13 protein-coding genes are annotated in these 15,062 nt (G+C 60.6%); 4 read left to right on the forward strand and 9 right to left on the reverse strand.

The window, feature by feature from the left end; translation table 11 throughout:
• Window positions 1–12: 12 nt before the first annotated feature.
• The 6 genes from iolD to AB7M26_RS23525 form a co-directional block, all read right to left on the reverse strand.
• The gene (gene iolD, locus AB7M26_RS23500; RefSeq protein WP_429386403.1) at window positions 13–1,944 is read right to left on the reverse strand and encodes a 3D-(3,5/4)-trihydroxycyclohexane-1,2-dione acylhydrolase (decyclizing); all 1,932 of its coding nucleotides are present in this window, start codon (window positions 1,942–1,944) and stop codon (window positions 13–15) included.
• Window positions 1,945–2,091: 147 nt separating this feature from the next.
• The gene (locus AB7M26_RS23505; protein ID WP_123494158.1) at window positions 2,092–2,913 is read right to left on the reverse strand and encodes a TIM barrel protein; all 822 of its coding nucleotides are present in this window, start codon (window positions 2,911–2,913) and stop codon (window positions 2,092–2,094) included.
• A 26-nt stretch (window positions 2,914–2,939) separates the two neighbouring features.
• Complete coding sequence (locus AB7M26_RS23510) at window positions 2,940–4,442, reverse strand: CoA-acylating methylmalonate-semialdehyde dehydrogenase (RefSeq protein ID WP_123494156.1); 1,503 nt, start codon at window positions 4,440–4,442, stop codon at window positions 2,940–2,942.
• Window positions 4,443–4,472: 30 nt separating this feature from the next.
• A complete protein-coding gene (gene iolB / locus AB7M26_RS23515; RefSeq protein ID WP_123494154.1) occupies window positions 4,473–5,282 on the reverse strand; it encodes a 5-deoxy-glucuronate isomerase in 810 nt (269 codons plus the stop codon).
• Entirely contained in the window at window positions 5,282–6,172 is an 891-nt protein-coding gene (iolE, locus tag AB7M26_RS23520; protein ID WP_123494152.1) for a myo-inosose-2 dehydratase, read from the reverse strand. Before iolE ends, iolB begins: the two co-directional genes overlap by 1 nt.
• Before the next feature lie 202 nt (window positions 6,173–6,374).
• Window positions 6,375–8,312, reverse strand: a complete 1,938-nt coding sequence (locus AB7M26_RS23525) for a bifunctional 5-dehydro-2-deoxygluconokinase/5-dehydro-2-deoxyphosphogluconate aldolase (RefSeq protein WP_123494150.1) — start codon at window positions 8,310–8,312, stop codon at window positions 6,375–6,377.
• 311 nt (window positions 8,313–8,623) lie between these two features.
• Between AB7M26_RS23525 and AB7M26_RS23530 the strand changes: the two genes are divergently transcribed.
• Window positions 8,624–9,544: a MurR/RpiR family transcriptional regulator gene (locus AB7M26_RS23530; RefSeq protein WP_007907898.1), complete on the forward strand. Its 921-nt coding sequence runs from the start codon at window positions 8,624–8,626 to the stop codon at window positions 9,542–9,544.
• Between the two features lie 88 nt (window positions 9,545–9,632).
• Window positions 9,633–10,244 carry a glutathione S-transferase gene (locus tag AB7M26_RS23535; protein WP_123494148.1) on the forward strand — a complete coding sequence of 204 codons (612 nt, stop codon included), beginning with the start codon at window positions 9,633–9,635 and terminating at the stop codon, window positions 10,242–10,244.
• 228 nt (window positions 10,245–10,472) lie between these two features.
• Here the strand turns inward: AB7M26_RS23535 and AB7M26_RS23540 are convergent, their stop codons facing one another.
• From AB7M26_RS23540 to AB7M26_RS23550, 3 genes are all read right to left on the reverse strand, one after another.
• Window positions 10,473–11,012 carry a hypothetical protein gene (locus AB7M26_RS23540; protein WP_123494146.1) on the reverse strand — a complete coding sequence of 180 codons (540 nt, stop codon included), beginning with the start codon at window positions 11,010–11,012 and terminating at the stop codon, window positions 10,473–10,475.
• A gap of 232 nt (window positions 11,013–11,244) precedes the next feature.
• Window positions 11,245–12,195, reverse strand: coding sequence for a hypothetical protein (locus tag AB7M26_RS23545; protein WP_123494144.1), 951 nt, complete (start codon window positions 12,193–12,195; stop codon window positions 11,245–11,247).
• Between the two features lie 182 nt (window positions 12,196–12,377).
• On the reverse strand, window positions 12,378–12,701 hold the full coding sequence (locus AB7M26_RS23550) for a YdcA family protein (protein WP_123360836.1): 324 nt from the start codon (window positions 12,699–12,701) through the stop codon (window positions 12,378–12,380).
• 161 nt (window positions 12,702–12,862) lie between these two features.
• Between AB7M26_RS23550 and AB7M26_RS23555 the strand changes: the two genes are divergently transcribed.
• The gene (locus AB7M26_RS23555) at window positions 12,863–13,546 is read left to right on the forward strand and encodes a response regulator transcription factor (protein ID WP_123494142.1); all 684 of its coding nucleotides are present in this window, start codon (window positions 12,863–12,865) and stop codon (window positions 13,544–13,546) included.
• Window positions 13,524–14,918, forward strand: a complete 1,395-nt coding sequence (locus AB7M26_RS23560) for a sensor histidine kinase (protein ID WP_123494140.1) — start codon at window positions 13,524–13,526, stop codon at window positions 14,916–14,918. Before AB7M26_RS23555 ends, AB7M26_RS23560 begins: the two co-directional genes overlap by 23 nt.
• Window positions 14,919–15,062: the final 144 nt, after the last annotated feature.

Consider the following 15,062-nt stretch of genomic DNA (forward strand, 5'->3'; position numbering starts at 1 on the left):
CGTTCAGGGCAATCAGTATTGACGGGCCTTGGCCAGTCGTTCGTTCAGGGTCTTGGCCACCGCATCGGTGCGGGCGCTGGTGGAGACTTGCGCCACCCCGACCCGCCACCACGACAGGTATTTGTGAATCATGGTTTTGGGCAAAACCTTGATATCGATCAGCGTCGACACCGTCTGCAACCGCGCATCCGCCAACGCAGCTTGCAACTGTTCAACGGTGTTCACTTTGTAAGTCTTGCAGCCGTAAGCCGCCGCGCTCATGGCGAAATCCACCGGCACGAAACCGCCATCGAGCTTGCCGGTTTCCGGGTTGCGAAAACGGAACTCGGTGCCGAAGCTGTCCATGCCGTGTTCCATTTGCAGGTTGTTGATGCAGCCGAAGGTCATGTTGTCCAGCAGCACCACGTTGATCTTGCGCCGCTCCTGGATCGAGGTCGCCAGCTCCGAGTGCAGCATCATGTAGGAGCCGTCGCCCACCAGTGCGTAGACCTCGCGCTCAGGCTCGGCGAGCTTCACGCCCAGTGCGGCGTTCACCTCGTAACCCATGCACGAATAACCGTACTCGACGTGGTAAGTGTTCACGCCCTTGCTGCGCCAGCTGCGCTGCAAGTCACCGGGCAAACTGCCAGCGGCGGCGACGATCACGGCGTCATCGGCCAGGGTTTCATTGAGCACGCCGAGCACCCGGCTCTGGGTCAGGCAGGAGCCGGTCAGCTCGATGAATTCGCGCAGCACCGCCGGGTCCAGGTGGTCATTGATTTCCGGGACGAAATCTTTGGCCTGGTATTCGACCTGATAAATGCGATCGACTTCTTCATCCAGTTGCGCCTTGGCTTGACGGGGTTGATCACCCCAGCCCGAGCGGTAATCGCCCAGTGCTTCGGCCAGTGCCTGCAAACCGGTTTTGGCGTCTGCCAGCAGTTGCACGCCGTCGAGCTTCAGCACATCGCAGGGGCTGATGTTGAGGTTGAGAAATTGCACGTCCGGGTGCTTGAACAAGGATTTCGAAGCGGTGGTGAAATCGCTATAACGAGTGCCGACACCGATGATTAAATCAGCATCCTTGGCCAACAGGTTCGCCGCCAGGCAACCGGTTTCACCGATCCCGCCAACGTTCAGCGGATGGCTGGACACCACCGCGCTCTTGCCGGCCTGGGTTTCGGCAAAGGGAATATCGAAGCGCTCGGCGAACGCCTGCAACGCTGCATTGGCGCCGGAATATCTGACCCCACCGCCGCAGATGATCAGCGGCTTGCGCTTGCCTTTGAACAGGGCCAACGCATCACCGAGCATCGCTTCGGTGGCCGGACGGCGTTCGATGCGGTGTACGCGTTTTTGCAGGAAGTAATCGGGATAGTCGTACGCCTCGGCCTGCACGTCTTGCGGCAAGGCCAGGGTCACCGCGCCGGTTTCGGCGGGGTCGGTGAGCACGCGCATGGCGTGGATCGCCGCGGTCATCAGTTGCTCGGGGCGGTTGATCCGGTCCCAGTATTTGCTCACGGCCTTGAACGCATCGTTGGTGCTGATGCTCAGGTCGTGGAACTGCTCGATCTGTTGCAACACCGGGTCCGGTTGGCGGCACGCATAAACGTCACCGGGCAACAGCAGCAAGGGAATACGGTTGGCAGTGGCCGTCGCGGCAGCGGTCAGCATGTTCGCCGCCCCCGGCCCTACCGATGAAGAGCAGGCGTAGATCTTGCGCCGCAGGTGTTGCTTGGCAAAACCGATGGCGGCGTGGGCCATGCCTTGCTCGTTGCGACCCTGATGGACGATCAGGTCGCCGCTGTCCTGTTCCAGGGCTTGCCCCAGACCCAGCACGTTACCGTGGCCGAAAATGGTAAAGATCCCGGCGACGAATTTGCTCTGAACCCCATCGACCTCGATGTACTGGTTATCGAGGAATTTCACCAGGGCCTGGGCCATGGTCAGTCTTGTTGTGGTCATGTCCGATCCTTCAATACGTGAAGAAACCCTGTGGGAGCGAGCCTGCTCGCGATTGCGGTGTGTCAGGCGATATCAATGTTGAATGTGCCGCCATCATCGCGAGCAGGCTCGCTCCCACAGTTGATCTCCATCAGCCCAAAAGTGTTGTCAGGCCAGGGATTTCTGCAGGTGGTCCATGCTCGCGCCAATCGCCGTCTGGATATCCGCCAGGCCATGGACGCTGTCGGCGAACGGTTCGAACGACAGGTAGCCGCTGTAGCCGCTACTGAGCAAGGTGTCGATCTGCGCCGCGTTACCGAGGATGTCGCCCTCGCCCACCAGCACCCGGTGGCCGTCGCGGATGGTCGCCAGTGGCGCCTCGGCATCTTCGACGCCGGAGATGTGCACCAGCCCGGTCAGCTCGGGGAAGAATTCATGTTCGCTGGCCAAGTGATGGTGAAAGGTGTCATGCACCAGACGGAACACATCCAGCCCACCGATGGCCTTGATCGCGTCGACCGCCGTGCGTTTGCGCCGTAGCGAGCATTCTTCGAAACCCAGCGGCTCGATGAAACCGAGGATGCCGTGATCGCGCAGGATCGGCGCCAGTTCACTCAACGCCGTGCGCAGCCCGGAAGCACGCTGCGCCTCGGTTCGTGGATCGGCACGGTCGTTCAACGGGCACATCACCAAACCCTGCGCGCCACAATCACGGGCATAAGCGGCGAGCTTCAGGGCGTGTGCACGGCGCTCGTCATTCCACACATCGAACGGATACAGCGCGTTGATCGACAATACGGTGATGCCTTTGGCCGCGCACAACTCACGCACGTGTTCGGGCGCGGTGCCGTCCTCGATCTCGACACCCTTGAGGTCGTTGCGGATCTCGATGGCGTCAGCCTTGAGGGTCACCGCCAACTCGATGAACGCGGGCAGGGACAAACGTGGGGCGACCATACGATTCAGGGCGAAACGCAGGGGTTTGCTCATTTTTTATTGTTCTCCGCACAAGTGAATTATTTGGCTGTCGGCATACTGAATTCAGGGCCCTTGGCGATGCTGTCAGGCCAGCGTTGCATCACGCTTTTGTAGCGGCTGTAGAAGCGGATGCCTTCTTCACCGTAAGCGTGGTGATCACCGAACAGCGAGCGCTTCCAGCCGCCAAACGAATGCCAGGCCATGGGCACCGGAATCGGTACGTTGATGCCGACCATGCCGACCTTGATGTTGCGGGCAAACGAGCGGGCGATGCCGCCATCGCTGGTAAAACACGACACGCCGTTGCCGAATTCATGGGCATTGATCAGCGCCACGGCGCTGGCGAAATCCGGCACGCGCACGATGCCCAGCACCGGGCCGAAGATCTCTTGCTGGTAGATGCTCATCTCGGTCGTGACCTTGTCGAACAGCGTCGCGCCGACGAAGAAACCGTTCTCGGCCCCCGGCACCTTGAAGTTGCGCCCGTCGACAATCAGCTGCGCACCCTGGGCCACGCCTTCACCGATAAAGCCCTCGACCTTGGCCTTGTGCTCGGTGGTCACCAGTGGCCCCATGTCGCTGTCGCCCTGCATGCCATCGCCGACTTTCAGTTGATCGATGCGCGGCAGCAGTTTGGCAATCAGTTGGTCGCCGACATCGCCGACCGCCACGGCAATCGAAATCGCCATGCAGCGCTCACCGGCCGAGCCGTAAGCGGCGCCGATCAACGCATCTGCCGCTTGATCCAGATCCGCATCGGGCATGACGATCATGTGGTTCTTCGCCCCGCCCAGCGCCTGTACGCGTTTGCCGCGCGAGGTCGCTTGCTGGTGGATGTACTCGGCAATCGGCGTCGAGCCGACAAAGGAAATCGCCTCGATGTCCGGGTGTTGCAGCAAGGCGTCGACCGCAGCTTTGTCACCCTGGACCACGTTGAACACACCGTCCGGCAACCCGGCTTCGGTGAGCAAACGGGCCATCAGCAAACTGGCCGACGGGTCGCGCTCGGAAGGTTTGAGGATGAAGCAGTTACCGGTGACCAGCGCCAGCGGGATCATCCACAGCGGCACCATCACCGGGAAGTTGAACGGCGTGACGCCGGCACACACACCCAACGGCTGGCGCAGGCTCCAGTTGTCGATGCCGCCGCCGATGTTGTCGCTGAAATCGGTTTTCAGCAGGTTCGGTGCGCCACAGGCGTACTCGACGATTTCGATGCCGCGCGTCACTTCGCCCTTGGCGTCCGAGAACACCTTGCCGTGTTCGCGGCTGATGATTTGCGCCAGTTCATTGTGATGACGGTCGAGCAGTTCCTTGAACTTGAACATCACCCGCGAACGGCGCAGGGACGATTGCTCGGACCACGCAGGGAACGCCTGCAGGGCCGAGGCGACGGCATCGTCCACGGTCTTCTGGCTAGCCAGCCCGACCCGCGCCTGTACCGCGCCGGTGGCCGGGTTGAAGACATTGCTGAAGCGTTCGCTACCACTGTCCTGTACCTGACCGTCGATGTAATGGCCTATTACCGGGGCATCGCTCATTGTTCTTGTTCTCCCTTTGAATGTTGAAATTCAGAGATCCAACAGCCAGCTGTGCTGCGGATCGTTGTGGAACTGCCAGACGCGTTTCGGCCCGGCCATCACGTTCAGGTAATACGACTCGTAGCCGTAGGGCACGCTGACCGGGTGATAGCCCTTGGGCACGACGACCAGGTCGCTGTTTTCCACGGCCATGGCCTGGTCGATGCTGCGATCGTCGGTGTAGACCCGCTGGAACACGAAGCCCTGGGGCGGGTTGATCTGGTGGTAATAGGTTTCTTCGAGAAAGCTCTGGTGCGGTAGATCGTCGGTGTCGTGCTTGTGCGGCGGGTAGCTCGAGGAGTGCCCGGACGGCGTACGCACTTCCACCACCAGCAGCGAATGGGCCGGTTCGGTGTCCGGCAGGATGTCGCAGACGTAACGGGTATTGGCGCCCTTGCCGCGCACGCTGCGTTTCATGCTGTCGGGTTTGATCAGCCGTGGGCTGTGATTTTCGGCGGTCGAACCGGGCGCGGCGCAGACGGCGATCTGCACGTCGCTGAGTGCGACCACTTGCGCCTGACTGCCCGGTGGCAAGTACGCGGCGAATGGCGATTTGTCTTCGAAGACCGATTGGCGATCGCCGATGTTGTCCCAGTCAAACGCGCCCTGCCCCGGAGCTTCACCTTTGATGCTGACCCGACCGCTGAGCAGCACCAGACACAGTTCCTTGTCACCGGCGCTGACCGGCAGGGTTTCGCCGAGGCTCAGGCGGTAAGCGGCGAAGCCGACGTATTCCAGTTCACCCTGCCCCAACTCGACCATGGTCCGCCCGCGTGCATTACTCTTGACCAACAGGCTCATCACTTAATCCTCTCGTCGAGCAGCGCACGCAGCGTGTCGTAGCCTTTTTTGGCATAGACATAACTCGGTGCCACCGCCGGATCCTGCTCGGCCTCGACCACCAGCCAGCCGTGGTAATCGGCGCCCAGCAGGACGTCGAGCAAGGCGCCAAAATCGATATCGCCATCGCCGGGCACGGTGAACGTGCCATTGATGATGCAGTCCGGGAAGCTCCACAGGTTGTTGCGCGCCAGTTGCACCACCGGTTTGCGCACGTCCTTGAAATGCACGTGGCAGATGCGTTCGATGTGTTTGCGCAGCACCTGCAAGGGCTCACCGCCGCCCATGTAGCAGTGGCCCGAATCGAACAGCAGGCCGACTTCGCTGCCGGTCAATGCCATCAGTTTGTCGATGTCGGCCGGGGATTCGACGTAGGCGCCCATGTGATGGTGATACGCCAGACGCACGCCCTGGGACAGGGTGAAGCGTGCCAGTTCGGTGAGTTTGTCGGCGTATTCCTGCCAGGCCTGCTCGGTGTGAAAACGTGGACGCTCGACCAGTGGGATGCGCTGGCCTTGAATCGAGTCGGCGACTTCGCCATAGACCAGCACCTTGGTGCCGTTCTTCGCCAGCAGCTCGACATGGCTGGCGATGGCGTCGATTTCCTCGGCCGCGGAGCGCCGGGCCAGACGGCTGGAATACCAGCCGGACACCAGCGCCAGATCGTAGGGCCGCAGCACGTCGCCGACGCCTTTGGCGTCCTTGGGGAATTTACCGTTGAGTTCGAAGCCTTCGTAGCCGATGTCCTTGCCTTCGCTGAGGGCAGTGCTCAACGGCGTCTCGCCACCGAGGGACGGCAAGTCGTCGTTGCTCCAGGAGATCGGGTTGATGCCAATTCGGATAGCGGGCATGGCTGCACCTTTTATTGTTTTTACTAAAATGTTCAACCGATCACATGTGGCGAGGGAGCTTGCTCCCGCTCGGCTGCGAAGCAGTCGCAAACCTGTGAATGCGGTTTACCTGATGCACCGGGCTGGTTGATTTGGGACTGCTTCGCAGTCCAGCGGGAGCAAGCTCCCTCGCCACAAAAGCCCCATCAATCAGCTAATTTGTTCAGGCCCGGGCCGTGCGCCAGGCCTCGATCAATTCGACGAACGTGCCCTGCACCTGGCGGATCAGCGTTTCGTCGTCGATTTCACCGGCCATCCACGCGCGGCTCGGCTCCTGGAAAATCGTCCGGCCTACGGCGAAACCACGACAGGTCTGGCTCTGGCTGGCCTGCTGAAACCCTTCGGCCAACGCTGCCGCCGGTGCATTCAAGCCCAGCAGCACCACGCCGCGGCAATACGGATCGCGTTCCTGAATCAGCTCGTCGAGTTGTTTCCATTGCTCGGCGCTTTGCGCTTCGATCTTCCACCACGCCGGGTAGATACCCAGGTTGTAGAGGCGTTTCAGCGCGCGATACAGCACGTCTGGATGCGCGGACGGGTGATCCTTGGGCGGAATGATCTCCAGCAGCAGTTCATGACCGCTGACTTGCGAGGCCTGATACAAACCCTTGATCTGCGCTTCCTGCTCCAGACGCAGCAGTGGCTCGTCGTCGGGGTGGAATTGCACCAGGCATTTGATGATCTGCTCTTGTGGCCAAGCGATCAGGTTGCTGCCGATCGAGCGACCGTGCTCAAACGCCAATGGCCGCGAGCCCTGCACCTCCACCGGCCGTGCCACCCACCAGCCGCGACCGGTGGCAGCATTCAGCGAGTCCTGACCGAAACGTTGATCGGCCAGCAAGCCAACGTCAGCATCGACGCCCTGCTCACGCAGATCCGCTTCGACCCGTTCCACGGCCTGGATAAAGAGTTGTTTGAGTTCGCCGATCGCGTTCAGGTCGCGACCGCCCTTGTGGGCCAGCTCCACCAACTGCCCGCGATGATCGAAAGCGAAGATGAACAGTTGCTTCCACTGTTTGCGCGGCACGCTGACCTGATGCAGGCGCTGCAACACGGCGTCCTGATCCGGCCGGGTGATTGGCACCGGGCTGTTGAATAGATAGTCGAGTTCGGCACGGGTCGGCATTGCCGGGGCGCAGGCATGGCGTGACACCACCAGAGCGCCACAGGCATTGGCCAACTGGCAGCAGCGCTCGTCGCTGGCATCCTCCAGCCAGCCGCTGAGGAAACCCGACATGAAGGCATCGCCGGCCCCCAGCACATTCAGCACTTCGACGCGCACGCCGGGGTAGATCGCGCCGTCTTCGAGACGCGCCGGAATCACTCCGTGAATCACCGTGCAGCCTTGCGGGCCGAGCTTGACCACCAACGTCGCCGCGCTCAGGCGCCGGACGTTTTGCAATGCAGTGAGCAAATCCTCGGAGCCCCCGGCAATCAGGAATTCTTCTTCAGTGCCGACGATCAGGTCGAAGCGCGGGAGGATTTTCTGCACGTGCTGGCTGACATTCTGGTCGGCGACGAACCGGGTTTCGCCGTCTGCCTTGCCGGCCAGGCCCCAGAGCACCGGGCGATAGTCGATGTCCAGCACCCGTTTGACGTTGTGCTTCTCGGCATAGTCCAGCGCCTGAATGCTCGCCTTGTAGACGCCATCGGTGGAGAAATGGGTGCCGGTGATCAGCAGGGCTTTGCTGGAGGCGATAAAGGCTTCGTTGATGTCTTCGGCGCGCAGCGCCATGTCGGCGCAGTTTTCGCGGTAGAACACCAGCGGAAAGGTTTCGCGGTCCTTGAGGCCCAGCAGGACCATGGCGGTCAGGCGTTCCGGATCGATCTTGATGCCGCTGACGTCGCAGCCTTCGCGGGTCAGCGATTCAACGAGGAAGCGACCCATGTGGTCGTCCCCTACCCGGCTCAGCATCGCCGACTTCAGACCTAGCCGAGCGGTGCCGAAGGCGATGTTGGCGGACGAACCGCCGAGGTATTTGGCGAAGCTGCTCACATCCTCCAGCCGCGCTCCGACTTGCTGCGCATAGAGGTCGACGCCTAGGCGCCCCAGGCAAATCAGATCCAATTGACGCCCACTGGCAAAACGAGTCTGGCCCATGCTGGCTCCTGTTATTTTTATCAGCCTGCGTTCGGGGCGATGAATGCGCCGAACACTCTTGGTGGATGCAGACTAAAACGACCGGGACCGAACAATCAATAATTATTCTAAATATTTTTTACGTGGAATATTTTTTCCAATAAACTTTTACACAAGCGTTCCAGACACAGTGCATCGTTTCAGCAGACCCCATGGCAGCCGCAAGCTCAAGATTTTATTCCGGCCTACCCTGTAGACTGCGCACAGCCAACCTATTGTCAGGGGATGACGCGACCTGTCATCTCTATAAGCACAAGCCAGAAGGATTCCTTATGTCCCGCACCGATCAGCCGGCTACGACCGAGAGCACGCCCGACAGCGATCTCGCCAGCCCCCCGATCAATGCCGAGCGTTTGTTGCAGCTGATCACCGATGAATACGAAAGCCTGCCGCGCCAGCTCAAGCGCATCGCCAGTTACATGAGCCAGCAGAGCGACCGGATCATGGTCGACCGCATCAGCGACATCGCCCGCGAATGCGAAGTACACCCGTCGGCCATCGTGCGGTTTTCCCAGCGTTTCGGCTTCAGTGGTTTCAGCGAAATGCAGGCGCTGTTTCGCGAGGCCTACACCCACAAAACCACGCCGGTGCAGAATTACCAGCAGCGTATTCGCAGCATGATCGCCAACAAGTCGCAGAAGGCCAGCGGCGGCGACCTGGCGCGCGAATGCATCAACGCCACCCTGTCGGGCATCGAACGGCTGGGGCTGGAACTCGATGACCAGGCCTTCGACAAGGCCGTGGACCTGGTGGTGAATGCCGACAACATCTACGTGGTCGGGGTGCGCCGCTCGTTCGCGGTGGCCGACTACCTGGTCTACAACCTGCAACACACCAACAAGCGCATCCACTTGGTGTCGGGTCTGGGCGGCAGTTACCGCGAGCAGATGCGCAGCGTGCGCGCCAATGACCTGGTGATCGCCATCAGCTTTACGCCCTACGGCAAGGAAACCCAGCACTGCCTGCGTATTGCCCAGCACCATCAGGCGAAAACCCTGATCATCACCGACAGCAACCTTTCACCTTTGGCCAAGCGCGCCAACACGGTGCTGTTGGTCAACGAAGGCAGTTCGTTTGCCTTCCGTTCGTTGAGCGCGACCTTGTGCCTGTGCCAGGCGCTGTTTATCGCCGTGGCTTATCGACTGGAGTTGAAGGTCGATGAGATTCATGAGCAGGTGGGGTTTGAGGATTAGCCTTTGAGGATTAGCGCGAGGCCGTTTGCAGGTTGCTGAACCTCAGCTAAGGTTGTCCATCCCCCAAGGACCGTCGAGGAGAGGCTTAATGAAACTGATCGGCATGCTGGATTCGCCCTACGTACGGCGCGTCGCCATTTCCGCCAAATGCCTGGGCATACCACTGGAGCACGAGTCGGTTTCGGTGTTCAGAAACTTCGAGCAGTTCCAGCAGATCAACCCGGTGGTGAAAGCGCCGACCCTGGTGCTGGATGACGGCGAGGTGTTGATGGATTCGACGCTGATCATCGACTACCTGGAAGCTCTGGCCGCGCCGGGTAACAGCCTGATACCCAACGATCTGCAGCAACGCTTGCGCTCGCTACGGCTGATCGGCCTGGCGTTGGCAGCATGTGAGAAGTCGGTGCAGCTTTATTACGAACGTAACCTGCGGCCAGCGGAAATTCAGTATGCGCCTTGGGTGGAACGGGTCGAAGGGCAATTGGCCGCGGCGTATTCGGCGCTGGAGCGGGAGCTGGAAAAACAGCCACTGAAGACCGACGGTTCGATTGCGCAGGACGGGATTAGCCTGGCGGTGGCCTGGAGTTTTACCAACCTGGTGGTGCCGGATCAGGTGGAAGCCGCGCGGTTTGCGCGGATCAGCGCGTTCACGGCGTATGCCGAGGGGCTTGAGGTGTTTGTCGGTACGCCGATTAACTGAGCCACAACGATCGTTCCCATGCTCTGCGTGGGAATGCATCCAATGACGCTCTGCGTCATATCGGACGCGGAGCGTCCGGGGCGGCATTCCCACGCGGAGCGTGGGAACGATCATCACAGGTCATCGCCGATCATGCGGGCTACCTGTAGGAGCGAGCGGTGCGGCGATCCGACTTGCCCGCGAAGGCGTCCTCAAGCATTCCATTTCTGCCGCGCTCGGCACCGATCTTCAGCTGGAAAACACGTAATGCCCTTTGACCTTCTTCGAGCCCAGGAAGCCCAGATCCGGGAACAACAGCGTCTTGAGGTAAGCGACAAAAAACACCATGCCCAGGGTGATCCCGGCACCGACGAGCGTCAGCAACGGATCTTCCTCAAACCCCTGAAACATGCGTGGAAACTGGCTCAGGGACAGGATCACGTAAATGGTGTAGGCCTGCGCAACGTTCCTGTAAAAACCCCAGGCGAACAGCAGCGGCACCCCTGCGGCAAACAGGGTGAAAAACACAGCGGCACCTGGCCCGATCATCGAGCCGAGGAAGAACCCGAAGACTGCACCGAGCAACGCTTGAGCAATCGTCAGAAACAGTAATGTCTTGATCTTGCCGGAGTGCCGCTGACACAGCGCAGGGTCCGCATAGGCACCGATCCAGTACGCCAGCACCCGATCCTTGACCTCCCCGCCGGACAGCGTCTTGAAAATTTCGGTCTTCGAACGCCCGCTTTCGAGCATCGTCACCAGTTGCCGTTTGCTTTCCTTTTTGTCCAAGGTATTTCTCCTGTCAGGCAACACAACATTAAAAGTGGGAGCGGATGAGCTCCTGCTGGGGCGATTCTCGCTGCTTGGGCATCCGAAAAGCAAAACGCCGCTTCTACCGGAGATAGAAGCGGCGCAGGCAAGCGTCTCAAAGGGATCACGTCAGCAAGGCAATCAGAATGATGATCGGGATCGGTACGCCGAGAAAGAACAGCAATATAGAGCGCATGAGGGTTCTCCTGGGTTAGCGAACAGGTGGCAGCGTCGTGGTTGTGGTGGTGGTCACGTAGGCATCGGTTTCCAGGTACTCCACGGCATCCCGACGACGACCGCCGAAGATCGCGGCGAGGCTGGCAAAAAATGCACCGGCCAGCAGCGCGACGAACATCCACAACGCGGTCAAGGCTGCGACTTTAGCTGCGGTGTCAGCCGCTTGTTGCGCCGCCAGTTTGGCGTCGGCGACGGCTTTCTGGGTGCGGGCATAGACTTCATCGACACGGCGTTCGGCGTCCGCTTGAGTGAGGTTGGTCCGCTGGGCGACCAGTTGTGCCAGGTAGGTCCGATCCTCGGGCGCCAGTTGACCGTCGTTACGCAGGCTGCGCGCGAAGATCCGGGTGACGGTGCCATTGACGGCGTCCTCGCTGACAGCGACGGGTCGATCATCACGAAACAGGCTGTCGATGAAGTAACCGTACGGATCATTGTCGGTATTACCGACCGCGCTACCGGCAGCCTGGGTCATGGCGCTGGCGGCACCGCCGGCGACCGTTGCCCCGGCCTGCACGCCGCCGCTGACGATGTTGCTGACCGAACCGACCACCAGGGTCGCGGTCACCAGCGTCGCGATACACCAGGCCAGGAAGCCATGGGCGGTGTCACGGAAGTAGACCTCATCGCCGTGCAGGTAGGCCCACCTCACCCGCAGGCGACCGGCGATGTAGCCGCCGAGCCCAGACGCCACGATCTGAGTAAAGGCCAGCCAGATAATCGTCGAGATACCCAGGCCCTTGGCGCTGACGCCTTCATGGGCCCACGGCGAAACCGCCGAAAAACCCAGGCCAAAACCAAGCAGTACGAGAATCAGCGACAACGCCGCAGCCGCCGCAGCCCCGGCGAAGATAGCGGCCCAGGACACGCCCGAGAGCGTGCTGAACTCATCTGCGACAGGATAAAAACCATCAGAGGATCTGTTCATTGTTGTAGTGCTCCAGGCAGGTGTTACAACTCGTCAAACGAGCAATTGCAGTCAACGTGCCAGACGCACTATTTAAATAAATCTTTCTATTTCAAATAGTTGAAAACAATGAACTTCTCAGGGTCATGCAGTTTGCAAGGAGCCGGCCATATCGGCGGGTTTTATGCATTGCGCTAAATGAATTACTTGCGCTTGTAGCTCTTGTTGCCGCTGGGCGTCAGGCAATACACCCCGCCTCTTGGCCCGGTGCAGAACGTGCCGGTGCCGCAGGCGCAGCCATCGGAATCCTGCAACAGCGTCTGCGGTCGCGCTTGGTCTTTACTGCCAAACATCGCCGAGCAACTTTTCTTCGAACCACTGATGGAGCCGTCATTGCACAGGAACAGATCGCCGTCGCAACGATCGATGCCGCCCTTCTTCCCCGAACATGGCGTGTTGGCAGCCCAGGCGGAGGAGCCGAACATGCACAACAACAGCAAAAACATCGGCATCCAGCCACGAACCATTAAAGTGCGCACAGTGCAGCTTCCCTTTAGAGTTATGGCCGGATGATATCAACGTTCCGGGCAGGCTCACGAGGCAACATGAAAGTTAATTTAAAAAGCCGCGCGTAATTCTTGGCAAAATGAGCCCCACTTCGTATTGAACCGATTATCAGGCAAGCCCTATGACCCGCATCTTGACCATCGAAGACGACGCTGTGACCGCCCGGGAAATCGTCGCCGAACTGAGTAGCCACGGCCTCGACGTGGATTGGGTCGACAATGGCCGCGAGGGGCTTGCGCGCGCGGTCAGCGGCGACTACGACCTGATCACTCTCGACCGCATGCTGCCGGAGCTCGATGGGCTGGCGATCGTCACCACCCTGCGCACCATGGGCGTGGCCACGCCGATCCTGATGATCAGCGCCCTCTCCGATGTCGATGAACGGGTGCGCGGCTTGCGCGCCGGAGGCGACGATTACCTGACCAAACCATTCGCCACCGATGAAATGGCCGCCCGGGTCGAAGTCTTGCTGCGCCGGCAGAACACCGTGACCGCCCAGGCCACCACATTGCGCGTGGCGGATCTGGAGCTGAACCTGATCAGCCACGAGGCCAGCCGCGACAGCCAGTTGCTGACGCTGCTGCCCACCGAATACAAGTTGCTGGAATTTCTGATGCGCAACACCGGGCAGATTCTGTCGAGGATGATGATTTTCGAAGAGGTCTGGGGTTATCACTTCGACCCCGGCACCAACCTGATCGACGTGCACATCGGCCGTCTGCGCAAAAAGATCGACCCGCCCGGCAAAGCCCCACTGATTCGGACCGTGCGAGGCTCGGGTTATGTCATTGCTGAACCCCTCTAAAGGCTGGCGTTCCTCCAGCAGCCGCTTGCTGGCGCTCTACAGTTCGCTGTTCGTGGCCTGGAGCGGGATTCTCATGGGGGTCATGTACTACGAGGTGTCCAGCTACCTGGACACCCTGGCCAAGCATTCGTTGATGCAACGTCAGCATCTGTTTTCCCGATTCCAGGGCGCGCAACTGGAGGACGCCCTCGCCGCCAGCGTGACCTTCGACGTTCGCGGCATTGATGCCTATGGCTTGTTCGATGACCAGCGGCGCCACCTCAGCGGGCCCTTGCGCCAGATCCCTCAAGGCCTGCCGCTGGACGGCAAGATTCACATCCTCAGCGATTGCGTCGACGCCGACGACCCGACCCTGCCCGCCGACAGTTGCGATGCCACGGCAACCCGAACCCTGGACGGACGCTGGCTGGTACTGGTGCGGGACAACGGTTCGTTGTTTGCCGTGACCCGGATCATCCTGCATGCGCTGCTGTGGGGCGTGTCGCTGACCATTCTGCCCGGCATCGCCGGCTGGCACTTATTGCGACGGCGCCCGCTGCGGCGGATCCGGGCGATCCAGGCCAGCGCCGAAGCCATCGTCGCCGGTGACCTGACCCGGCGCCTGCCGCTGTCCAACCGCCGTGACGAGCTGGACATGCTCGCCGCCATCGTCAACGCCATGCTCGAACGCATCGAACGCTTGATGAACGAGGTCAAGGGCGTGTGCGACAACATCGCCCATGACCTGCGCACACCGCTGACGCGCCTGCGGGCGCAGCTGTACCGGATTCAGCAACAGGCCGATGACGGTTCGACGCTGGCCGTGCAACTGGATTCCGTGCTCAGCGAGGCCGATACCTTGATGGCGCGTTTTCGTGGGCTGTTGCGGATTTCCGAGCTGGAGGATCGCCAGCGCCGTTCGGGTTTCGTGCAACTGGACCCGGTGCCGTTGCTGCAAGAGTTGCATGACTTTTATCTGCCGCTGGCCGAAGAAGGCGAACTGACCTTTGAACTGCAACTGCCTGAGTCCCTGCCCAAGCTCAACGGCGACCGGGCGCTGCTGTTCGAAGCCGTGGCGAATTTGCTGAGCAACTCGATCAAGTTCACGCCGCCGGGTGGCAAGGTGATTTTGCGTGGGGTGAATGACGCCGGGCATACACGAATCGAAGTACTCGACTCCGGCCCCGGCATTGCGCTGGCCGAACGTGAGGCGGTGTTTCAGCGCTTCTATCGCGCCGAGGGCGGTAACCCGCAAAGCGGATTCGGGCTGGGCCTGTCGATCGTCGCGGCCATCGTCAGCCTGCATGGGTTTACGCTGGAAGTGGGCAGCAGCGAACTGGGTGGTGCGTTGTTGGTGCTTGATTGCCGGCAGAGTTTGATTGCTCAGGCCTGACCCAAATCTCCTGAACTGACACATAACCTGTGGGAGCGGGCTTGTGGCGAGGGGGCTTGCCCCCGTTTGAGTGCGCAGCACTCACAAGATATTTGGTACATCAGAGATTTTGGGGCTGCTTCGCAGCCCAACGGGGGCAAGCCC

It is taken from the genome of Pseudomonas sp. F-14 TE3482 (genome assembly GCF_053629455.1).